The following is a 21,680-nucleotide window of genomic DNA, read 5'->3' as shown; positions in this document are numbered from 1 at the left end:
TTTATAAATAGACTTGAACCGTGAGCCAAAGCATTGTGAAAACCAATAAAATGATAACCAAAGGCATCACAAATTTTAACCATTTATCATAACCCACTTTAACAATAGCTAAAGAGGCTAGAATTAACCCTGTAGGGCTTACAAAAGCGAAAAGGCCCATGCCGTATTGATAAGCGTTTACAATAGCTTCGCGACCAATTCCTACGGTGTCTGCTAAAGGAGACATAATGGGCATGGTTAAAACGGCCATTCCAGAAGAAGATGGAATAAAAAAAGATAGGCCTCCATAAATGTAGAGCATCGCGTTTATAAAAATACCTTTATTCATGCCGTCGGTCATGCTGCTAGCATGGTGCAACATGGTGTCACTAATTAGGCCATCATCCATAATAACGGTTATGCCACGGGCAATACCTATAATAATAGCTACACCAAGTAAATCGCTAGCGCCTTTTATAAAAATATCAATAAAAAGATATTCCTTTATTTGAGCAATCATACCTATCAATATAGCGCCCACTAAAAAAACGGTAGTCATTTCTATAAACCACCAATCCAATTGCGATACACCATAGATCATAACGACAAAACACAAACTAAAAACAATTAATATTAGGCGTAATCGAGTAGTGAGCTTGTGTGCTGTGCTAGTGGAGTTTCCGAAGCGTTTTTCAATCGCTTCTTTTTGTTCAAAAATGATAGATTTAGTAGGGTCTTTTTTCACCCTTTGGGCATAATAAATAATATATAGAATACAAACTAGGGTGCCTATTCCTAGCATTATAAAACGCGACGTTAATCCTGTAGTCCAATTAATTCCAGCTGCATTAGACGCAATAATAGTACTAAAAGGGTTGGTGGTAGAGCACATCGTACCCACCGAAGATCCTATATATATAGAAGCTAATGCAACCATAGCATCATATTTTGCAGCTAAAAAGATGGGGATAAGAATGGGATAAAAGGCAATGGTCTCTTCTGCAAGTCCAAAAGTGGTGCCCCCAATTGCAATTAAAACAGTAACCATAATAATAAGTAAGTACTCGTGCCCTTTAAGTGTTCTTGCAAGCCATGAAATACCAGCCTCAAAAGCCCCGGTATAGTTCATTATGCCAATAATACCCCCGATAAAAAGCACTAAAAAAATAATGTCTGCGGCTTGTACAATGCCCTTAATAGGCGATTTTATAAATTCTACAAGCCCTTGGGGTTTAGGCTCCAGTTGTTTATAACTATTAGGGATGCCTACAGGCTTCCATATATCACCATTTGTAAATTTTTCTAGAGGGATTTTAATATGCAAATCGTCCAAGGTTTTCTGGGTACCAGGAAGGGTGTGCGTTTTTTTAAAATCAGATTTAATAAACACACCTTCAGAGGGATTAAAACTTAATGTACTGTATTTGCCTGCCGGAACAAACCAGGTAAGCGTAGCTACCATTGCTGCAATAATAAGCAAAATGGTTTGAGGGGTTGGAAACTTAAAAGGTATCAAAGCTGAATTTATTTTTCAATGACTAAAGATAATATTATTTTAGTTCGATTTTAATTTATAGCACATGAATATACATGAAAGTTGGAAGCCTTATTTGGAAAAAGAGTTTGAGTCCGCTTATTTTCAGACTCTAACGGATTTTATAAATGCAGAATACGCAGAACATACGTGTTTCCCGCCGGAAAATCAAATCTTTAATGCGTTTAAGTATTGCCCTTTTGAAAATGTTAAGGTGGTCATTTTAGGCCAGGACCCTTATCACGGATTTGGGCAAGCTCATGGATTGTGCTTTTCTGTAAATAGCGGAATAAAGCATCCGCCTTCACTTGTAAATATATTTAAAGAAATTGAAAAAGATTTGGGAATAAAATATCCAGAAAGCGGTAACCTATCACACTGGGCAAAACAGGGTGTTTTGTTATTAAATGCTACTTTAACGGTAAGGGCACATCAAGCGGGGAGCCATCAGAAAAAAGGTTGGGAGACATTTACAGATGCGGTTATTAAAGCCATTAGCGATAAAAAAGAACATGTGGTTTTTTTACTTTGGGGTGGGTATGCCAAGCAGAAAACGAAGCTAATAGACCTTAAAAAACATCATATCTTAACTAGTGGCCATCCATCACCATTAAGTGCTAATAGAGGGTACTGGTTTGGAAATGGACATTTTAGTAAAACTAACTCCCTGTTGGAGAAAGTTCTTGTTCCTCCTGTTCAATGGTGATTTTTGTGTTTAATACTAAAGGCCTTTTATTAGTCTTTTTAAACTTCACTATTTTATTACAACTAAATTTTAGTAATAATAGGTTTACTATAATGAGAACGAGAATAGAAATAGTAATGGTAGATAACATATTTGCTGGGGTTAATCTTCTGAAAGCAGGTTTGGTTCTGGTTAAAAGCCAATTTAATCGATAAAACAATATAAGTTTATCATTAAGTACTAAAATAACTGTTAAAATTAATGCAAAGATATAATATAATTCTTGAGTTATAGGAAAATATTTTTTTATAATTATTTTTTTTGTTGTCTTTGTATGCTATTGATAATATAGCTTTTGCTTTTAACTCAAATCGTTTTTAACCCTACTAATAAAAGTTTTGGAAAAGTATGAGGTTTATTTTCTCAACACTTATCATGCTTAATACTAAAATAAAAATTAATTTTGACTAAAATATTTATGATGGAGATACCGAAATGGGAAATAGTTAAGGAATATGAAGATATTACTTATAAAAAATACAATGGTGTAGCTAGAATAGCATTTAACAGACCAGACGTACGTAATGCTTTTAGGCCTAAAACGACAACTGAACTATATGATGCTTTTTATAACGCCAATGAAGATGTGAATATTGGTGTGGTTTTATTATCTGCCGAGGGGCCGTCTAGTAAAGATGGAGTATACTCGTTTTGCAGTGGTGGCGATCAAAGAGCAAGAGGACATCAGGGCTATGTGGGTGAAGATGGGTATCATCGCCTCAATATCTTAGAGGTACAGCGTCTCATTCGTTTTATGCCTAAAGCCGTAATTGCAGTGGTGCCTGGCTGGGCTGTTGGGGGCGGGCATAGTTTACATGTAGTTTGCGATTTAACATTAGCAAGCAAGGAGCATGCTATATTTAAACAAACCGATGCCGATGTTACTAGTTTTGACGGAGGTTATGGCTCTGCATATTTAGCGAAAATGGTAGGACAAAAGAAAGCTCGAGAAATTTTCTTTTTAGGAAGAAACTACTCGGCTCAAGAAGCTTTCGATATGGGTATGGTAAATGCTGTAGTGCCTCATGAGGATTTAGAGGCGACTGCTTATGAATGGGCTCAGGAAATTTTGGGCAAATCGCCAACGTCTATAAAAATGCTTAAGTTTGCTATGAATTTAACAGACGATGGTATGGTGGGGCAGCAGGTTTTTGCAGGCGAAGCCACTCGTTTAGCATACATGACAGAAGAGGCTACGGAAGGACGCAATGCCTTTCTTGAAAAACGCAAACCTAATTTTAATAAAAAATGGATTCCATAATGAATAATATCTCGATGTGGATATCTTCAATGCGCTTAAGAACTTTACCGCTTTCTGTTTCAGGAATTATATTGGCTTCTTTTTTAGCTCAACATAAGGGTTTCTTTAATTGGGGGATCTTCATTTTGGCCATGCTCACTACTTTAAGTTTACAAATACTTTCAAACTTGGCCAACGATTATGGTGATGGTATTAAAGGTACGGATAATTTAGATAGAATTGGTCCGCAACGTGCTATTCAAAGTGGAAAAATAAGTCCGGAAAGCATGCGTAAAGCCATTAAAATAAACATTGTAGTGGCTATAGGGCTTTCGTTTGGACTTATATTTTATGCCTTTGGAACCGATTATATTATACTAACGTCTGTTTTTCTCGCTTTAGGGATTCTTAGTGTTGTTGCTTCTATTCAATATACTGTTGGAAGTAGGGCATATGGTTATCGAGGCTTAGGCGATATATTTGTGTTTGTTTTTTTTGGGTTGGTAAGTGTTGCGGGCTGCTATGTGTTATATGCGAAAAAAATCGACTTTATAGTGGTTATACCGGGTTGTATCATAGGACTTCTAAGTACGGCAGTGTTAAACCTAAACAATATGCGTGACCGAATTTCAGATAAGAAATCAAATAAAATAACATTGGCAGTAAAATTAGGGGAACAAAACGTTAAAATTTATCATTTTATATTGGTTGTTTTTGCCTTAATTTTATCTTTCTTGTTCGGGGTGGTTTATTATACCTCTCCTTTTAATTTGATGTTCATGGTAACTTATGTGCCTTTGTTTTTTCACCTTAAAAAAGTATACAATAACCATAATCCCAAAAGTCTAGATCCTGAGCTAAAAAAACTAGCGCTAACTACCTTTTTTCTAGCTATTCTAATGGGAATTGGGCAGCTATTTTAATAATTTTTCGTATTTTTCTTATCTAAATCATAATTATGAAAATCACATTTTACGGTCATGCCAGTTTAGGGATAGAAGTAAATGATATCCACATTTTGGTAGACCCTTATATTTCTGAAAACCCTAAAGCATCGCATATAAATATTGAAGTTCTTAAAGCCGACTATATTCTGGTCACACATGCCCATCAAGATCATATCTTAGATGTTGAAGCTATTGCAAAACGTACTGGAGCCATTGTTATATCTAATTTTGAAATAGTAGGATATTTTGAGAAATTAGGTATAGAAGGTCATCCTATGAATCATGGTGGTTCTTGGGATTTTGAGTTTGGAACCCTTAAATATGTTAATGCAATCCATTCATCCTCATTCCCAGACGGAAGCTACGGAGGGCAACCAGGTGGTTTTGTTATCGAGGGGGAACATAAGAATATTTATATCGCAGGAGATACAGCACTTAGTTATGACATGAAACTTATCCCTTTACAAACTAAATTAGATTTAGCTATTTTACCTATAGGCGATAATTTTACTATGGGAATCCATGATGCTATTCTTGCAAGTGATTTTATAGAATGCGATAAGATTTTAGGCTGCCATTACGATACGTTTGGATATATAGAAATTGACCATGAAGAGGCTAAGCGAAAATTTTTCGAAAAAGAAAAAGATTTGATGTTGTTGGGTATTGGTGACTTTATTGAATTATAAATGATATCAGCCTCTTACAACAAGTATATTTTAAATTTTAAGCAAGCCAGTGGTACTTCACGGGGTATTTTGAAAACTAAGGAAACGTGGTTTTTTATTTTAAATTCCGAAGAAAAGCAAGGTGTTGGAGAGTGTGGTTTGTTTAGAGGATTATCTATAGATGACAGGCCAGATTATGAAAGTAAAATAAAATGGACTTGTGAAAATATCCATAAAGGATTGGCCTATCTATTAGATGCTTTAACTGAGTTTCCTAGCATCCAAATGGGGCTACATATGGCTTTTAAATCTCTTGAAAGTCAATATAAATTCGAGTTGTTTCCATCTGCATTTACAAAAGGGGAAGCTTCTATTCCCATTAATGGATTAATCTGGATGGGCAGTGAAAGCTTCATGAAACAGCAAATTGAAGAGAAAATAAATGCGGGCTTCAAATGTATTAAAATGAAGATAGGAGCCATCGATTTTCAAACCGAAATAAATCTTTTGAAATCCATTAGAAAACAGTTTACTTCTAAAGATATAGAATTGCGTGTAGATGCTAATGGTGCATTTTCACCTTATGAAGCATTAGAAAAATTGAAACGCTTATCTGATTTTGATTTACACTCCATTGAACAGCCCATTAAACAAGGACAACTTGAAGACATGGCCCTTTTATGTGAAAAAACACCACTACCCATCGCTTTAGATGAAGAGTTAATTGGCGTTTTTTCTAATTTGGATAAACAAAGTTTGCTAAACACCATACATCCACAATACATCATTTTAAAACCGAGCTTGGTAGGCGGTTTTAAGGGTAGTGATGATTGGATACAAGCAGCCGAACAGCAAAATATAGGATGGTGGATTACCAGTGCCTTAGAAAGCAATGTGGGCTTAAGTGCTATTGCTCAATATACGTTTCAAAAAAACAGCGATTTGCCACAAGGTTTGGGGACAGGTAGTTTGTTTAGCAATAATTTTGATTCACCTTTGCATGTAAAACATGGCGCATTAATGTATAACAATAAAACAGATTGGCACATAACTTTATAATATATGTATATAGCGCAGGCATTTAAATCGTTGCATGAGTGGTGGCGGTATTTAATTGGATTTTTTATAATAGTTATCGTTTGGCAAAGTATAGGCATGGTGCCATTAGGTATCGCTATAGCTCTGGAAGCCATGGAAACGGGGACTGTTTTAACCGATATTCCTCAAATGATATCTGTTTTAGGAAACAATATGTTTTTGTTTTTAATGCTTTTGTCTTTTGCTATTGGTTTGGTGGGAGTTATTTTTACTGTTAAATTATGGCATAAGCAATCCTTTATTAGTTTAACAACTGCCCGAAAAAAAATAGATTGGAAACGCTTTTGGTTTATCTTTTTCCTTTGGGGAATCGTGTCAAGTAGCTTTGTGTTAATAGATTATTATTTTAATCCACAAGATTTTGAACTGAACTTCCAATTAGGACCATTTTTAATACTTTGTTTGATTGCGATTTTATTAGTACCCTTACAAACGAGTTTTGAAGAGTATCTTTTTAGGGGTTATTTAATGCAGGGCATTGGCGTTATGGCAAAAAACAAATGGCTGCCATTGGTCATCACATCGGTGTGTTTTGGCTTAATGCACCTTGCAAATCCAGAAGTAGAAAAACTGGGGTATGTTATTATGGTCTATTATATTGGTACAGGCTTCTTTTTAGGGATATTAACGCTAATGGATGAAGGTTTGGAGCTGGCTTTGGGCTTTCATGCTGCCAATAACTTATTTGCGGCACTTTTAGTTACAGCAGATTGGACAGCATTTCAAACACACTCCATTTTAAAAGATTTATCAGACCCATCGGAAATGGGACTTATAGAAATATTTATACCTGTTTTCGTGGTATTCCCAATTCTCTTATTAGTTTTGTCTAAGAAATACAAATGGACCCATTGGAAGTATAAATTGACGGGAAAGGCTACGGAGCTTATAAAAGAAAATGATAACATTATAGAATAAAATATGATACCAAATTATACGAATGTACACGTAAGATTTAAGTTAGACGGATTTAATTATAAATTTGACGACTTAATGGAAATAGCGTATAGCTATGTAAAAGAAGGCATGCCTTATCAACAGAAATTAGGTCAGTTTCTGCTCCAGTGGTTAGATGATAAAGATTATGTTATTGTAAATACATCAGGTTCTACAGGAAAACCAAAAAAAATTAAAATTAAAAAAGAGGCCATGGTAAATTCTGCGATTGCTACCGGCGATTTTTTTAATTTGAAACCTGGAGATAAGGTTTTACATTGTTTGCCATCAAACTTTATTGCAGGTAAGATGATGATGGTTAGGGCTATTATTTTGGGCTTGGAGTTAGATATGACGGAACCCGCGGCTTTACCATCTATAGATTATGAAAAAGACTATACGTTTTGTGCTTTCACCCCCATGCAACTTAAAAATTTCGCCAAGTATTTATTAAATATTAAAACAGCTATTGTGGGCGGCGGACAAGTTTCAAGCACCATCATAGACGCCATTAAAGATAAGAAACCTGTGGTGTATGAAACGTATGGAATGACAGAAACAGTATCTCACATTGCATTACGTAAACTCAATAATTTTAAAGATTCTGAAAGCATTGCTACCAGTTATTTTAAAACATTGCCCGATATTGCTATTTCTCAGGATGATAGAGGATGTCTGGTTATTAATGCACCGCAGCTTTCTGAAAAAAAAGTAATAACAAACGATATTGTCAAAATACATTCTAAAACAGAATTTGAATGGTTGGGCCGTTACGATAATGTTATTAATTCTGGAGGGATCAAACTGTTTCCAGAACAGATAGAGGTTAAGCTTCAAAATAAAATACACCAACGGTTTTTTATGGCATCAAAACCAGATGATACCTTAGGGCAAAAAGCTATTTTAATTTTGGAAGGTAAATCAAATCAATTAGACCAAGCTGTTTTTGAGGATTTAGGAAAATACGAAAAACCTAAAGAAATTATTGCGATTCCTGAGTTTGTTGAAACAGCATCAGGAAAAGTAAACCGTAGAAGAACATTACTAGCACTAGGTCTTTAGTTTATAACTATAGTGCCTTAATTTTAATATAACCTTAAATTTATGAATTTTCTTAAACGTGTATTATCAACAGTTACTGGTCTTTTTGTGTTTCTAGGCATCTGTGTTGTTTTTTTATTTATTATAGGTTTAATCTTTAGTGCTTCCGCAGATGAGTTGATTACCGTAAAATCAGATTCCGTTCTAGATTTAAAATTAGATTTTCCTATTAAAGATTACGCAGGAAAGGTTGAGTTTAAAGAATATCCTTTTTTAAATTACGAAGATAAAAATGGGCTTTTTGATATTATTCACGCCATAAAATATGCCGAAACCGATGATAATATTAAAGGTATTTCGATAGATAATAATTTTATAATAGCTGGAATTTCTCAAACGAAAGCATTACGAGATGCTTTATTAGATTTTAAAAACTCTGGAAAATTTATTGTGGCATACGCCGATATTTATACTCAAAAAGATTATTATTTAAGTTCTGTTGCAGATACGGTGTTTATTAATCCTGCAGGAATGCTCGAGTTTAAAGGCTTGCATTCTGAACAATTGTACTTTAAGGATTTTCAAGAAAATACGGGATTAAAAATGGAAGTGGTTCGTTTTGGAAGGTACAAAAGTGCTGTAGAACCTTATTTGGCCAATGAAATGAGCGACGAGAACAGAGAGCAAATTTCAGGTTTGTTAAATAATATTTGGACAGAAATTAAAAGTGAAATTTCCGATAGCCGTAATGTATCTATAAAACAGTTGGATAGTATTGCCGATAACTTATTATCTCGAAATGCTACTTTGGCCCAATCTTCAAAACTTATTGATAAGATAGCATATTACGACGAGTATATTTCTGGTTTAAAAGCTGCAACTGGTACAGCAAAGGACAAAGTATTAGAAACCATCACCATTAGAGATTACGCATCACACACCGCCAATAAGTTTAAAGCGAAATCAACCAGTCAAAATGAAATAGCAGTAATTTTTGCCGAAGGTGAAATTGTCTATGGCGATGGTGATGTTAATGTTATAGGACAGGGTACTATGCGGGAATCTTTTAAAAAAGCACGTGAAGATGATAAAATAAAAGCTATAGTCTTACGGATAAATTCTCCAGGTGGTAGCGCTTTGGCTAGCGAACTTATCTGGCGGGAAATAGAATTGACGAAAACCTTAAAGCCCGTAATAGTTTCTATGGGCGATTTAGCCGCCTCTGGAGGTTATTATATTGCGTGTAATGCCGATAGAATTATTGCAGAGCCTACTACCATTACAGGAAGTATAGGGGTTTTTGGGATGTTGCCTAACGCAAAGGGTCTGGCCGATAAATGGGGCATTAATGCAGAACAAGTGGTAACCAATAAAAATGCTGTTACTTATAGTGTTTTTGAGCCTTTAAATGAATCGCAACACGATTTTATAAAAGAAAGTATTGTTGATATTTATGAACTGTTTACAAACCGTGTGGCCGTAGGACGAAATATGTCTCAAGATGATGTGAAAAACATTGCAGAAGGACGTGTTTGGACAGGCGTGGATGCATTGGAAAACGGTTTGGTAGATGAGCTCGGCGGACTGGACTTGGCGCTAGAAAGAGCGGCAGAAGCGGCCGGCATTAATGATTATAGAACACGAAACCTTCCTGTTTTTGAGAAAAATTTGGATAAAATGTTGGAAAGATTTGGATTGATAAAATCTAAAGCATCTATTCTAAAAGACGAATTGGGTGAAGAAAATTATAAGGTTTTAAAAGAATTAAAAACCATGTCGCAACGAAAAGGTGTCCAGTTATTATTGCCTTATAGTTTAGAGATTAAATAGTATAATTAAAACATATGCCATTTTAAAGCCAAGCATTTATTTGTTTGGCTTTTTTTTAATTTGAAACAACAGAGCCATAATGAGTCCAATAAACCCTCTAGTCCCTTCTAAGTAAGGTTTCTCATAAACCATTGCTCCAAAAATTTCGTTCTTATAATCCGCTTGTAGCCAATCGATAAACATAAGAAATGCAGACTAGCGTAAAGTGAATAGCCGATAATAAGTCTCCAGATGATGGATTGGTGAACGTTTTTTAAATTTTGATATGCTTAATCTAGAAGTCATGGTGTTTGGCGATTATATCTGCTTGTAAGATGCTGATCATTCGTTTAAAAATTAGAAAAAAGTAAATGTATATATATATATATATATTATAAAATAAAGTGTTTGAGATTTTTCAGTGAACAAAATTACACATGTTACAGGTTTGTATGTTATATTTTTGCATGCTTAAAACACCTTTGTCGTAAACCTATTTTTATGATAAATAGATAAGAGTTAAATGACTTGCTTAATAAACTGAATTTATGAATAATTTAAAAAAAACTCTAGTGTTTTGCCTACTGAATATTGTTGCTCATTCAGCATTTTGTCAATCAAATGTTGAAGGTATTATAACAGATAGTCATGGAAATACTATAGAAGGTGCAAATGTTGTATTTAAAAACACAGATTTCTTTACAGTCTCTAATGCTCAAGGATTTTTTAGCATTAAAGATGTGGCCTTAGGACATTATGTTTTGAACATCTCACATATTGGATTCAAATCCCTACAAAAACCTATTGAAGTTGGTGTAGAGAACAGCTCTCTTTTATTTCAAATGGAAGAGGATTTACTGAATTTACAAACGGTAGTGGTAACAGGTACTTTTGAACCGCGAACTCTATTGGAGTCCAATACAGCGGTTACTAGCATGAATTCTGAAACTTTAAAGCAACTAGTGCCTAGGGGGACTGCTGATGTATTACAGAATATACCAGGAACGTTTGCTGATGGCTCTGCTGGCGAAGTGTTTACTAAAGTGTATACTCGTGGAATATCGGCTTCTGCAGAAGATGATTTGGGGTGGTATTACGTCTCTTTGCAAGAAGATGGACTTCCGGTAAGTTTAGTGCAGCATTCTTATTATTCTCCCGATTTATTCCATCGTTTGGATCTTACTACAAATAAAGTAGAGGCCATTCGTGGTGGTAGTGCTTCTATCACAGCTTTAAATGCACCGGGAGGAATCTATAATTTTATCTCTAAAGGCGTTAGCGAAACATTCAATGGAGAGATTCAATTACAAAGTGCTATACAAGGTAAAGGGAACCTGTCGCATAGAGCAGATGTTACTCTTGGTGGGCCTTTAGGGAGTAACTGGTTTTACAATGCGGGAGGCCACTATCGTTATGATGAGGGAGCAAGAAATACCGATTTCACATTTAGTAAAGGCGGTCAATTTAAATTTAATGCTACTAAAAAACATCACCGAGGCTACTTGAAATTCTACGGAAAGATTTTAGATGATTATACGAATCGATGGACCGGTGTGGCGGCAGTGAATTGGAACGATCCCAAGCCAGCTTTTGGACAAGACTTTAACACCACATCTTTAATGATGCCCGCCTTTAGCGCTACTATTCCAGATGGGAGACATATCGCAGAAGGTGCAACCACTAGTTTTGATCCTTCAAAAGGCGTACATGCTAAAGATTTAGCCTTTGGTTTTGATATATTACACGATTTAGGCGATCGATGGTCTATCAGAAATAACACAAAGTTTTCATCAAAGGATGCCAATTGGCAAACTTCTATTAGCAATGCTTATGTGTCATTAAACAATCCCTTGGCTTATTTTATTAGTGGAGCAGACTTTCCTATTGGAGAAGTTGTTTTTCGTGATACCAAATCGGGTTTAGAAATGGCAAGGCTTAGTAATAGCGGTATTTTAGGTGGAAATCCTATTCAGTACATTGGAAACGGCACGTTGCCCAATGATGGTATTATGGGCACATCTACGTGGTTTAAAGATAATAAAGCGAACGAGTGGATGAATCAGCTTACGCTACGCAAACAATGGGAAAATCATGACTTTAATATGGGACTATCCTTGGGCTTATCAGATACGTCATTATATACACAAGGTAGTTTTGGCTATGTAACTTACGAACCTAACCCTAAAATGTTAGAAGTAACGCTTGAAAACCCTAATGAGCCCATTTTGTACTTGTCAGATAAAAATGGCGTTAGTAATTATGGTGGTCTGTTTTATGTGAATGCAGATGCTAAAGTGAGTCAGTTTGCAACGTTTTTAAATGATAGATGGAGGGTCTCAGATAGACTTCACTTAGATTTTGGGCTGCGCATAGAAACCATTAATCATAAAGGGAGTAAAGACCGGTATGCACCATACAGCGAAAGTGGAGGTGTAGATGGTAATCCTGATACGGCTTATGATAATGGTGTTTTGGCATCTACGGGAGTGCAAGACCTTTTTAACTACAACTATAGTTATGTATCTTATTCTGCAGGTATTAATTATAGGATTCAAGATGAAGCGGCTATTTTTACAAGATTTTCTAAAGGCAATAAAGCGCCCGAGCTGAATTATTATTTTAATAATTTTTCAAATGTGCCTATTAATAAAAAAGGGGAAATTCAAAACATAAATCAATTAGAAGTGGGCTTGAAATATAATCTTAAAGACTTTTCTTTTACATCAACTGCATTTTGGAGTGAGCTTAAAAATATAAGTGTGACCAATTTTGAATTTGATGAAGCTGATAACAGTGTTTTTTACACACCCAATCAATCCAATACCTCTAGGACTATTGGTTTAGAGTTAGAGAGTGTTTATGCTCCTTTCGAAAACTTTTTATTTCGCTTTAATGGCGTGCTTCAAGATGCTAAGGCCAGTGCATGGTCGGTTTACGATGCTGCAGGTAGTGTAGATGAGACCGATGATAGCCTTCAAGATTTTTCAGGGAACCAATTACCCTTCAACCCTAACATCATGTTTCACTTGAGTAGTGAATATCAAAAAAACAAAGTATCTGCATTTTTTAAATGGCAGTTTATGGGAGAAAGGGAAGGTAATGTGGCAAATAGATTTCAATTGCCTGCTTACAGTATCTTTAATTTAGGGGCAGGATATGCTTTTAACAAACAACTATCAGTAAATTTATTGGTTAGCAATTTGTTTAATTCAGAAGGTTTGGCAAACTTTTTCGGTGCTAATGATTTTGGTGCTAATGCCAATGGCGTTAACGCACAGTTTATACAAGATAATCCGGATGCTAGTTTTGTAGTAGTACCGGTGTTGCCGAGGGCTACTGCTTTAAAATTGAACTATGTATTTTAGATTTTTTTAGGGCTTAGATGTGTTGAGTTGGATATGCATTTATTTAAATCATGTAAGAAAAAGATGAAACGTTTTTAATGAAATTTAAAAAACAACACTATTATTTTATAGCTAAAAACATGATGTAATAACAAAACGCTCATTTTTTAATGAGCGTTTTGTTATTTATTTATAGGAAAATTTAATTGAAATTCTATACTAAAACAGGTGTTATGAATTTAACATCACAGGCATTACCAGCATGGTAATACGTTCGCCTTCATCTAGACCGTCAATAGGTGTTAAAATTCCAGCTCTGTTTGGCATGCTCATTTCCAATTGCACTTCATCTGCACTTAAATTATTAAGCATTTCGGTTAAGAATCGCGAATTGAAACCAATTTGCATATCATCGCCTTGGTAATCGCAGGTTAAACGTTCTTCTGCTTTGTTGCTATAATCTATATCTTCTGCTGAAATGTTAAGTTCTGCACCAGCAATTTTCAGTCGGATTTGATGTGTGGTCTTGTTTGAAAATATACTGACACGACGAACAGAGTTTAAGAATTGATTTCTGGCAATCGTCAATTTATTTGGGTTTTCCTTTGGAATAACCGCTTCGTAATTAGGGTATTTTCCATCTATCAAACGGCAAATCAATTCAGAGTTTTCAAACGTAAATTTAGCGTTAGAATCGTTATATTCAATAGTAACATCATCTTCGCTAGCTGCCAAAATACTCTTTAAAAGGTTTAAAGGTTTTTTGGGCATGATAAATTCTGCCACTTGGCTTGCTTTAATATCTTCTCTAGTATACTTTACTAATTTGTGTGCATCTGTAGCTACAAAAGTAAGCCCTTCTGTAGAGAACTGAAAAAACACACCACTCATTACAGGACGTAAGTCGTCGTTACCCGCAGCAAAAATAGTTTTGCTAATGGCCGTAGAAAGCACGTGGCCCGTCACTACTGTTTTGCTAGGGTCTTCAAGTTCTACCGCTTTAGGGAATTCGTTACCGTCGGCGTAAGCTAAAGCATATTTACCGTGGTTTGAGCTAATCTCGACCGTATTGTTGTTTTCCACTACAAAGGTTAAGGGCTGCTCTGGAAACGTCTTTAAAGTGTCTAACAATAAACGTGCAGGAATAGCAACGCTACCTGCACTATCACTTTCTACCTCTAATTTGGACGCCATAGTGGTTTCCAGATCACTTGCAGAAACCGTTAATTGTGAGTGGTCCAATTCAAATAAAAAATTATCTAAAATAGGTAAGGTATTTGAACTGTTAATAACGCCTCCTAAAACCTGTAATTGCTTTAATAAATAGGTACTTGAAACTATGAATTTCATCTATGATGTAAAGAGTTTAATTAAAAAAAAAATACTATTACAAATATATTGGATAGAGGCTAAAATAAGAAACAAACTTATTAACATTCATCAGGAAAACCTTTTCTTTCTTAGGTAGTTAAATATAAAGCCAAAAATACCTAACAAAACCAATGGCAGCAACATATTAACGAATTGCCACGTGGTTTTTTGTGCTGTAATTTTTTCGTGGTTTAAAAAAGCAACGCTTATTTCTTTAGAGCGAATGTTTATAAGTCCATTATCATCCAATAAGTAATTGACGGCATTAAGCAAAAATTCTTTATTACCATAGGTTTTGCCAGTCCATTTATCGAAACCGAGTTCTTGGGGCTTCTGTCGTATTACATCATTTTTTATAATATCGCCATCGGCTATAACAATCATTTTAGTAGCGGAGCTAATATCGGCTACATTGGAAAGGTTAAAAGGCTTTATCTTATTCTTATAAACAGATGTAAACTGGCCTTCTAATAATACGGCTAAGGTTTGAGGGCCTTTATTAAAAAGTGAAGCGTCTAGGTCCTGGGTAACAATATCCAAGCTTATGTCTTTAGGAGTGCCTTCTATTTTGCTTAAAGCTGCACTTTGTAATAAAATCGTTTTGTTAACTGTGTTTTTTAAAGTGTCTATTTGATTGGCGAAATCGAACTTTACTAAATTTAGATTATTTACAATAGGATGTTTGTTTTCTGATGAGACCAGAGGCGAATACGGCCATTTTAGATGCTGGAATTGTGATGCGCTACCTTCGCCCAAGGCCAAGGTTATCGGGGCAGAGTAGGGGGTGCTTAATAAAACAGGGTTTATTCTAACACCATATTTAAAAAAGAAGTCTGTAAGGTTTAAATCTCTTGGAAATGCTAAACTACTTCCTGTTCGGTACAAACTGTCTTTTTCCATAGATACGGCATCTATAAGCCATAGACTTTTTCCGCCATTCATGGTAAATTGATCTAAAACCAGTTTTTCTTCTTCTGAAAAAGGATGTGTTGGCTTTGCCGAAATAATCAAGTCGAAATTTTTTAACGCCTCTAATGTTTTGTGGGGTGCAATGGCAACACTGTCTAAAGTAAAGGGGGCAATAAAATAGTACGCACCCAAGGTTTTTACAAAATCAAAAATATAGGGGTCTTCCCATTGGTTATTTCCTTTTAGAATGGCAATTTTTCTCCGTTTGGGTTTAGTAAGCTTACTAAAACCGTCAGCAAAGGCGTACTCTAAATGTTGTACAGAATTAGTTACTAACTCTTGTTGTGAAGCACCGATTTTGTTTTTTATAAGAGGAATAATAACTGTAGCATCATTATAACTCGCTAATGCCCATGGGAAAATGACTTCTTCGGTAGATTTTCCATTTTCCTGAACGCTCAACCGCATAGGCTGCAAGCCTCGTTGGTTTAATTGTTCTATATTACGTTCTCGAGTAGCATCATCTTCCAGAGGGTTTATAAATTGAAATACAATGTTGCTGTTTTTTGCAGAAAACTCGTCAAGTAATTGTCTGGTCTCTGTTTGTAGGCGTCTAAATTCCGAAGGAAAGTCTTCTCCGCTCAAAAAAACATCTATAATGATAGGAGCATCTACTTCTTGTATAATAGCTATAGAAGCCTCGCTTAAAGTGTATCGTTTGTCATGAGTTAAGTCAAAACGTTTATAAAAACTGTTGCTTAGAAGGTTAACCGTTATTAAAACGATTAAAAGAGCCGCGATGTACGTAACTTGTTTATTCAAAAGTGTGTTCTGTTTGATATTGCCTAACTGTTTTAAGAGAATCTTTACTAAAGAGTATTTCCATAGTTTCTTGCTGCTTATTAAAAGCACCAGGTTTAAACCCTAAATTGTAGTGCCAAATGTCGGGTGAATGGGCTTTTAGTGTCTCGTCCCAACTGTTCCATTCGCTTTTTCCTAAAATAGCTTCTATTTCTAATTTTGTTTTCCCAATCAGTATATTTTTATTTATAATTTCATCGGTCATTTCGTAGCGCAAACTAGGTTTATCTTTCCACCTTTCTACATTAAAATGTTTTTGATGATAAAAGCTGCTAAAAATATTTAACATAGGATAAAACAAGTAAAAATAGACAAGTGGTGCTAAGCCCAAGCTGATTAAAAAGCTAAGCCATTTGCGTTTGTCTATCGTGTTTATAAATAACCAAACTAGGATAAATATAACACCCATTAAAAGAATAAATGAAAGATTGAAAATCATTTTTGTTCCTTGTTTAAGTTTACTTTAGTAAGAATTAAAAACAATAGTGAAACACTTAAAAAATATAAAATGTCTCGGGTATCTAAAACGCCCCTACTCATGCTTTTAAAATGTGTGCTCATGCCCAACTGTGCGATGGCATAATTTGAGGTGAAATCTGCAAGACCTTCAAAGCCAATATAAAATACTAGACAAATAAACACAGCTGCTATAAAGGCTACAATTTGATTGTCTGTTATGGAGGAGGTAAAAACACCTATAGCGGTATATGACCCTACTAGGAATAACAATCCAATATAGGATCCAATGGTGCTACCCATATCTAAATTACCTACAGGGCTACCCAGTTTATAAACGGTATATACATACAGCAATGTGGGTAAAAGTGCAATTATAATTAATATAAGCGCGCCAAAATACTTTCCTAAAACAATGCTTAAGCTTGATATGGGTTTAGTGAGAAGCAATTCTAATGTGCCTTGTTTTTTCTCATCAGCAAAACTACGCATGGTAATAGCAGGAATCAAAAATATTAAAATCCACGGCGCCAATAGAAAGAACGGTGATAGGTCTGCAAACCCGTAATCAAGAATATTAAATTCGCCTTTAAACAACCATAAAAAAATGCCGTTTAAAATTAAAAATATAGCAATGACCAAATAGCCTATTGGCGATGCGAAAAATGTATTGATTTCTTTTTTTAAAATTGCTAACATCTAGTTTAGTTGTGCGTTAGGACTTTTTTTATTTAATTCAAAAATCGTAAATTATAATATAATTTAGGCATTATTCATGTGAAAGTAAAATACGCTCATTTTGAAAACACCTACAAACATAGCATTTTATTTTAGTAAATATCCCCTTCAATTTCTTTAAGAGGTGCTTGCGTGTTAATAAAATTCACGCTTACAGAATCCATCATATCCAATCCCATAAGTGTAGAGGCACTACCTACGGTGGCACTATTGCTTTTATAAACGGCAATTTCTAGGTAACCTCCTGAGTTAAATACAACTAAGCCTTTTCCTTCAACATGGCGCTTATCTTCGGGCGTATCAAAATTAACAATATCGCTGTATCGGTTGTATATAATTTTAAATTTATGTTGTCGTGCACAAATTTCAAAAGCACGTCCCTTTTGAATGGTTTCAAAAAAAGAACGTTTAATATTGGTAATTACGTTGCCATAGTTATCAATATAAATAACCGTGCCTACTATTTGAGACTTATCATCGTTTACATAAGGTTTTATGTTTCTAATAGGCTTTATATGGGTTATGCTTTTTCCAACAACATCCAAGGTGCCACCACGGGCGATATGGCAGGCAACCTTAACAAAAACATCTAGTACAGGAAAACTGGTATGAATTTTATCGTGAATATTAATTTCTACAATTTTCTCTGGAGCAATTTCAGCACAAATCATACTCATGATGCCATTATTGGCACAAACAAAATAATGATCGTCTAGCTTTAAGGCAATATGTTTGTTTTCGATATTTAATTCAGAATCTATTCCAATAACATGAATGGTGCCTTTAGGAAAGCTATGATACGCGTTTTGGATAATATAAGCCGCTTCTAAAATATTAAAAGGAGATACTGCATGAGAGATATCAACAATATTAACATCAGATAGTTCATTGTAAATAGCCCCTTTAATAGCTCCAGTAAAGTGGTCTTTTTCTCCAAAATCTGTTGTTAATGTAATAATTGGCATCGTTAAAAATGTTGATATGTTTTAATGTTAAGTCACTCAAATTTGTTTAATTTTGAGTTTTAAAAAGATTCACAAACCTACATAAATTTTTCGTTTTCGGTTTTATGTTTTAAATGAAAAATATGGGTTATGACTTCTTATCTATTATAAAAATAAATACGTTATAAAACAAATAAATCATTTTAACTGAGTCTGTGTATTTTTTTACTCTCTCAGAATATTATTTAAAACTAAATATAAGCGTTTGAACGAAATAATTATTGAATTAGAAGACATTAGCCCTAAAGAGTTTTTTGGCCCTCAGAATGCCAATATCGAACTTTTAAAAAAATACTTTCCAAAACTAAAAATTGTGGCAAGGGGCAATAAAATAAAAGCTTTTGGGGATGAAGAATTACTAGAAGAATTTGACCGCAGAATAGCTATGCTACTTAAACATACTGTAAAATATAATAAATTAGATGAAAACGCTATAGAGCGCGTGTTAACTAGCCAAAGCAGTGAGGAGTATATAACATCAGAGAAAAGCAACGAGGTTATTGTACACGGTGTTGGTGGTAAACTTATCAAAGCGCAAACCGCAAACCAAAGAAAATTAGTAGAAAGTATGCGCAAAAACGATATGGTTTTTGCCATAGGCCCAGCAGGAACGGGAAAAACCTATACAGGCGTTGCTTTAGCAGTACAAGCCCTAAAAAATAAAGAGGTTAAACGTATTATTTTAACTCGCCCTGCGGTGGAAGCGGGTGAAAATCTAGGGTTTCTTCCTGGAGATTTGAAAGAAAAACTAGACCCCTATATGCAGCCTCTATATGATGCCTTGCGAGATATGATTGCGCCAGAAAAGTTAGCCCATTACATTGAAAATGGAACCATTCAAATTGCACCTTTGGCTTTTATGCGTGGCCGAACGTTAGATCATGCCTTTGTGATTTTGGATGAAGGCCAAAACACCACGCATGCCCAAATGAAAATGTTTCTAACACGTATGGGCAAAAATGCTAAATTTTTATTAACTGGAGACCCAGGCCAGATAGATTTACCTCGTAGAACAATATCTGGATTAAAGGAGGCTTTATTGATTTTAAAAAATGTGGAAGGTGTTGGAATGATTTTTTTAGATGATAAAGATGTTATACGCCATAAACTCGTTAAAAAAGTAATAGAAGCTTATAGGAGTATTGAAAATGTGGAGTGATCTGATAGTATAAAAGACCCCATCGTTTTTTAAACCCGCACAAAATATATTTTAATCAGAGAAGCCAGTTAATACTATTAAACTGGTTTTTGTTTGTTAATCAGGTGGTTGTGTTTTTTAAAGATGGTATTTGTTTTTAATTGTATAAATCTTTGTGATAATCTTGTAATTTTTCTAAATATACATTGTAGATATTTGCAGTGTAATATAAAAGAAAACATTATGAAAAAATTATTTTTTATTGTCGGACTACTAGGGTTAAGCCCAATTTTTGCACAAAAAACCAATGTGGATATCACACCCAATAATTCGTGGCTAAAAGCAGGCGTAACTGCAGGTGTTCCAGTAGGGGATGCTAGTGATGTTTCATCATTCAACTTGGGCTTGGATCTTAGGGGGCAATATTTGTTCAATCCTAATGTAGCCATTGGTGTCGCTTCTGGGTACAGTCATTATTTTGGGAAAAGTGATTTTGAAGATTTTGGGCTTGTTCCCGTAGCAGGATTTTTTCGCTATTACTTTAAACCGAGTGGTTTATTTTTGGGAACAGACTTAGGCTATGGTTTTTTAACGAATGTTGAAAATAATGATGGTGGATTATATGTTAATCCACAAATTGGATATCACAATAGGGATTGGAACCTGTATGCCTTTTATCAAAATACATGGGCAGAAAATGATTTAGACCTACAAGCTGTTGGTGTAGGTGTTACTTATAATATCCGATTCAAATAACCCATATATATTGTTAAGTTTAAAAAGGAGACTATTATTTTAGTCTCCTTTTTTTATTTACGCTTGTTTGGCGCTAGTAAACAATTTACATTTGCATAACACATAACGTTATTTAAATGAACACAATTACCGATACTAATTTCAATTTTCCAAAACAGAAAAGCGTTTATAAAGGAAAAGTAAGAGAAGTTTATAACATCAATAACGAGCAATTGGTTATGATCGCAACGGATAGGCTCTCTGCATTTGATGTTGTTATGCCAAAGGGTATTCCTTATAAAGGACAAATACTAAATCAAATTGCTACAAAAATGATGGCAGCAACAGAAGATTTGGTTCCCAATTGGTTAACTGCAACACCAGATCCCAATGTAGCTGTAGGCCATTTATGTGAACCATATAAAGTGGAAATGGTTATTCGTGGTTATATGTCGGGGCATGCAGCAAGAGAATATAAAGCAGGAAAACGTATGCTTTGTGGTATTGCGATGCCAGAAGGCATGAAAGAAAACGATAAATTCCCTGAACCCATTATTACACCTGCTACGAAAGCAGAAATGGGCGATCATGATGAAGATATTTCACGTGATGAAATTTTAAAACGTGGAATTGTTTCCGAAGCAGATTATCTTGTTTTAGAAGACTATACCCGCAAGTTATTTAAGCGTGGTAGTGAAATAGCGGCTTCTCGTGGCTTGATTTTAGTAGATACTAAATATGAATTTGGCAAAACCCAAGACGGAAAAATTGTGTTGATTGATGAGATACACACGCCAGATTCTTCACGTTATTTTTATGCAGAGGGTTACCAAGAACGCCAAGACCATGGTGAAACCCAAAAACAATTAAGTAAAGAGTTTGTGCGCCAATGGCTAATTTTAAATAATTTTCAAGGCCTAGAAGGACAGGTCGTTCCAGAAATGAGTGATGGGTATATTCAATCTGTTAGCGATCGTTACATCGAACTTTATGAAAATATTACGGGTGAAACATTTGTTAAAGCTGATGTTTCTAATATCCAAGAGCGTATTGAACAGAATGTATTGGAGTACTTGAAATAAGCTTACATGCTAAAAGACATAAAAAAAGACTTTGCTTATTAACAA

18 protein-coding genes are annotated in these 21,680 nt (G+C 34.9%); 12 read left to right on the top strand and 6 right to left on the bottom strand.

What is annotated here, in order from left to right:
- Position 1 precedes the first annotated feature (1 nt).
- Positions 2-1,495 carry a YfcC family protein gene (locus ACFFU9_RS15665; RefSeq protein ID WP_379862426.1) on the bottom strand — a complete coding sequence of 498 codons (1,494 nt, stop codon included), beginning with the start codon at positions 1,493-1,495 and terminating at the stop codon, positions 2-4.
- Between the two features lie 64 nt (positions 1,496-1,559).
- On the opposite strand from ACFFU9_RS15665, the gene ung reads away from it, so the two are divergent.
- The 9 genes from ung to ACFFU9_RS15620 all read left to right on the top strand — a co-directional run bounded on the left by ung (position 1,560) and on the right by ACFFU9_RS15620 (position 13,362).
- The gene (gene ung, locus ACFFU9_RS15660) at positions 1,560-2,219 is read left to right on the top strand and encodes a uracil-DNA glycosylase (RefSeq protein WP_379862425.1); all 660 of its coding nucleotides are present in this window, start codon (positions 1,560-1,562) and stop codon (positions 2,217-2,219) included.
- 460 nt (positions 2,220-2,679) lie between these two features.
- Entirely contained in the window at positions 2,680-3,519 is an 840-nt protein-coding gene (locus ACFFU9_RS15655; protein ID WP_379862526.1) for a 1,4-dihydroxy-2-naphthoyl-CoA synthase, read from the top strand.
- On the top strand, positions 3,519-4,421 hold the full coding sequence (gene menA, locus ACFFU9_RS15650; protein ID WP_379862424.1) for a 1,4-dihydroxy-2-naphthoate octaprenyltransferase: 903 nt from the start codon (positions 3,519-3,521) through the stop codon (positions 4,419-4,421). Before ACFFU9_RS15655 ends, menA begins: the two co-directional genes overlap by 1 nt.
- A 35-nt stretch (positions 4,422-4,456) precedes the next feature.
- On the top strand, positions 4,457-5,134 hold the full coding sequence (locus tag ACFFU9_RS15645) for a metal-dependent hydrolase (protein WP_379862423.1): 678 nt from the start codon (positions 4,457-4,459) through the stop codon (positions 5,132-5,134).
- On the top strand, positions 5,135-6,172 hold the full coding sequence (locus ACFFU9_RS15640) for an o-succinylbenzoate synthase (protein WP_379862422.1): 1,038 nt from the start codon (positions 5,135-5,137) through the stop codon (positions 6,170-6,172).
- Positions 6,173-6,175: 3 nt separating this feature from the next.
- Positions 6,176-7,129 carry a CPBP family intramembrane glutamic endopeptidase gene (locus ACFFU9_RS15635; protein ID WP_379862421.1) on the top strand — a complete coding sequence of 318 codons (954 nt, stop codon included), beginning with the start codon at positions 6,176-6,178 and terminating at the stop codon, positions 7,127-7,129.
- A 3-nt stretch (positions 7,130-7,132) separates the two neighbouring features.
- Positions 7,133-8,209, top strand: coding sequence for an AMP-binding protein (locus tag ACFFU9_RS15630; protein ID WP_379862420.1), 1,077 nt, complete (start codon positions 7,133-7,135; stop codon positions 8,207-8,209).
- A gap of 42 nt (positions 8,210-8,251) precedes the next feature.
- Entirely contained in the window at positions 8,252-10,018 is a 1,767-nt protein-coding gene (gene sppA / locus ACFFU9_RS15625) for a signal peptide peptidase SppA (protein ID WP_379862419.1), read from the top strand.
- 527 nt (positions 10,019-10,545) lie between these two features.
- The gene (locus ACFFU9_RS15620) at positions 10,546-13,362 is read left to right on the top strand and encodes a TonB-dependent receptor (protein WP_379862418.1); all 2,817 of its coding nucleotides are present in this window, start codon (positions 10,546-10,548) and stop codon (positions 13,360-13,362) included.
- A 210-nt stretch (positions 13,363-13,572) separates the two neighbouring features.
- Here the strand turns inward: ACFFU9_RS15620 and dnaN are convergent, their stop codons facing one another.
- From dnaN to ACFFU9_RS15595, 5 genes are all read right to left on the bottom strand, one after another.
- Positions 13,573-14,691 carry a DNA polymerase III subunit beta gene (dnaN, locus tag ACFFU9_RS15615; RefSeq protein WP_379862417.1) on the bottom strand — a complete coding sequence of 373 codons (1,119 nt, stop codon included), beginning with the start codon at positions 14,689-14,691 and terminating at the stop codon, positions 13,573-13,575.
- Between the two features lie 90 nt (positions 14,692-14,781).
- Positions 14,782-16,443: a gliding motility-associated ABC transporter substrate-binding protein GldG gene (gene gldG, locus ACFFU9_RS15610; protein ID WP_379862416.1), complete on the bottom strand. Its 1,662-nt coding sequence runs from the start codon at positions 16,441-16,443 to the stop codon at positions 14,782-14,784.
- The gene (locus tag ACFFU9_RS15605; RefSeq protein ID WP_379862415.1) at positions 16,436-16,771 is read right to left on the bottom strand and encodes a hypothetical protein; all 336 of its coding nucleotides are present in this window, start codon (positions 16,769-16,771) and stop codon (positions 16,436-16,438) included. Before ACFFU9_RS15605 ends, gldG begins: the two co-directional genes overlap by 8 nt.
- A 146-nt stretch (positions 16,772-16,917) precedes the next feature.
- Positions 16,918-17,637 (bottom strand): gliding motility-associated ABC transporter permease subunit GldF, encoded by a 720-nt coding sequence (gene gldF, locus ACFFU9_RS15600; RefSeq protein WP_379862414.1) that lies wholly within the window; start codon positions 17,635-17,637, stop codon positions 16,918-16,920.
- Between the two features lie 131 nt (positions 17,638-17,768).
- Positions 17,769-18,641, bottom strand: a complete 873-nt coding sequence (locus tag ACFFU9_RS15595; protein ID WP_379862413.1) for an SAM hydrolase/SAM-dependent halogenase family protein — start codon at positions 18,639-18,641, stop codon at positions 17,769-17,771.
- Between the two features lie 244 nt (positions 18,642-18,885).
- On the opposite strand from ACFFU9_RS15595, the gene ACFFU9_RS15590 reads away from it, so the two are divergent.
- The 3 genes from ACFFU9_RS15590 to ACFFU9_RS15580 all read left to right on the top strand — a co-directional run bounded on the left by ACFFU9_RS15590 (position 18,886) and on the right by ACFFU9_RS15580 (position 21,635).
- Positions 18,886-19,839 carry a PhoH family protein gene (locus ACFFU9_RS15590; protein WP_379862412.1) on the top strand — a complete coding sequence of 318 codons (954 nt, stop codon included), beginning with the start codon at positions 18,886-18,888 and terminating at the stop codon, positions 19,837-19,839.
- A gap of 222 nt (positions 19,840-20,061) precedes the next feature.
- Complete coding sequence (locus ACFFU9_RS15585; protein ID WP_379862411.1) at positions 20,062-20,574, top strand: hypothetical protein; 513 nt, start codon at positions 20,062-20,064, stop codon at positions 20,572-20,574.
- Between the two features lie 116 nt (positions 20,575-20,690).
- The gene (locus tag ACFFU9_RS15580; RefSeq protein ID WP_379862410.1) at positions 20,691-21,635 is read left to right on the top strand and encodes a phosphoribosylaminoimidazolesuccinocarboxamide synthase; all 945 of its coding nucleotides are present in this window, start codon (positions 20,691-20,693) and stop codon (positions 21,633-21,635) included.
- Positions 21,636-21,680 lie beyond the last annotated feature (45 nt).

Source organism: Mariniflexile ostreae (assembly GCF_042427585.1).
GTDB classification, from domain to species: Bacteria; Bacteroidota; Bacteroidia; order Flavobacteriales; family Flavobacteriaceae; genus Pseudalgibacter; species Pseudalgibacter ostreae.
Note: the sequence above shows the minus strand (reverse complement) of the source record. Positions and strands in the feature narration are given on the sequence as shown.

What these genes read in the sequence shown, in the direction of transcription:
- ung (WP_379862425.1), top strand. Translation starts at nt 1,560, where the DNA reads ATGAATATACATGAAAGTTGGAAGCCTTATTTGGAAAAAGAGTTTGAG.
- ACFFU9_RS15655 (WP_379862526.1), top strand. Translation starts at nt 2,680, where the DNA reads ATGGAGATACCGAAATGGGAAATAGTTAAGGAATATGAAGATATTACT.
- menA (WP_379862424.1), top strand. Translation starts at nt 3,519, where the DNA reads ATGAATAATATCTCGATGTGGATATCTTCAATGCGCTTAAGAACTTTA.
- ACFFU9_RS15645 (WP_379862423.1), top strand. Translation starts at nt 4,457, where the DNA reads ATGAAAATCACATTTTACGGTCATGCCAGTTTAGGGATAGAAGTAAAT.
- ACFFU9_RS15640 (WP_379862422.1), top strand. Translation starts at nt 5,135, where the DNA reads ATGATATCAGCCTCTTACAACAAGTATATTTTAAATTTTAAGCAAGCC.
- ACFFU9_RS15635 (WP_379862421.1), top strand. Translation starts at nt 6,176, where the DNA reads ATGTATATAGCGCAGGCATTTAAATCGTTGCATGAGTGGTGGCGGTAT.
- ACFFU9_RS15630 (WP_379862420.1), top strand. Translation starts at nt 7,133, where the DNA reads ATGATACCAAATTATACGAATGTACACGTAAGATTTAAGTTAGACGGA.
- sppA (WP_379862419.1), top strand. Translation starts at nt 8,252, where the DNA reads ATGAATTTTCTTAAACGTGTATTATCAACAGTTACTGGTCTTTTTGTG.
- ACFFU9_RS15620 (WP_379862418.1), top strand. Translation starts at nt 10,546, where the DNA reads ATGAATAATTTAAAAAAAACTCTAGTGTTTTGCCTACTGAATATTGTT.
- dnaN (WP_379862417.1), bottom strand. Translation starts at nt 14,691, where the DNA reads ATGAAATTCATAGTTTCAAGTACCTATTTATTAAAGCAATTACAGGTT.
- ACFFU9_RS15605 (WP_379862415.1), bottom strand. Translation starts at nt 16,771, where the DNA reads ATGTTAAATATTTTTAGCAGCTTTTATCATCAAAAACATTTTAATGTA.
- gldF (WP_379862414.1), bottom strand. Translation starts at nt 17,637, where the DNA reads ATGTTAGCAATTTTAAAAAAAGAAATCAATACATTTTTCGCATCGCCA.
- ACFFU9_RS15595 (WP_379862413.1), bottom strand. Translation starts at nt 18,641, where the DNA reads ATGCCAATTATTACATTAACAACAGATTTTGGAGAAAAAGACCACTTT.
- ACFFU9_RS15585 (WP_379862411.1), top strand. Translation starts at nt 20,062, where the DNA reads ATGAAAAAATTATTTTTTATTGTCGGACTACTAGGGTTAAGCCCAATT.
- ACFFU9_RS15580 (WP_379862410.1), top strand. Translation starts at nt 20,691, where the DNA reads ATGAACACAATTACCGATACTAATTTCAATTTTCCAAAACAGAAAAGC.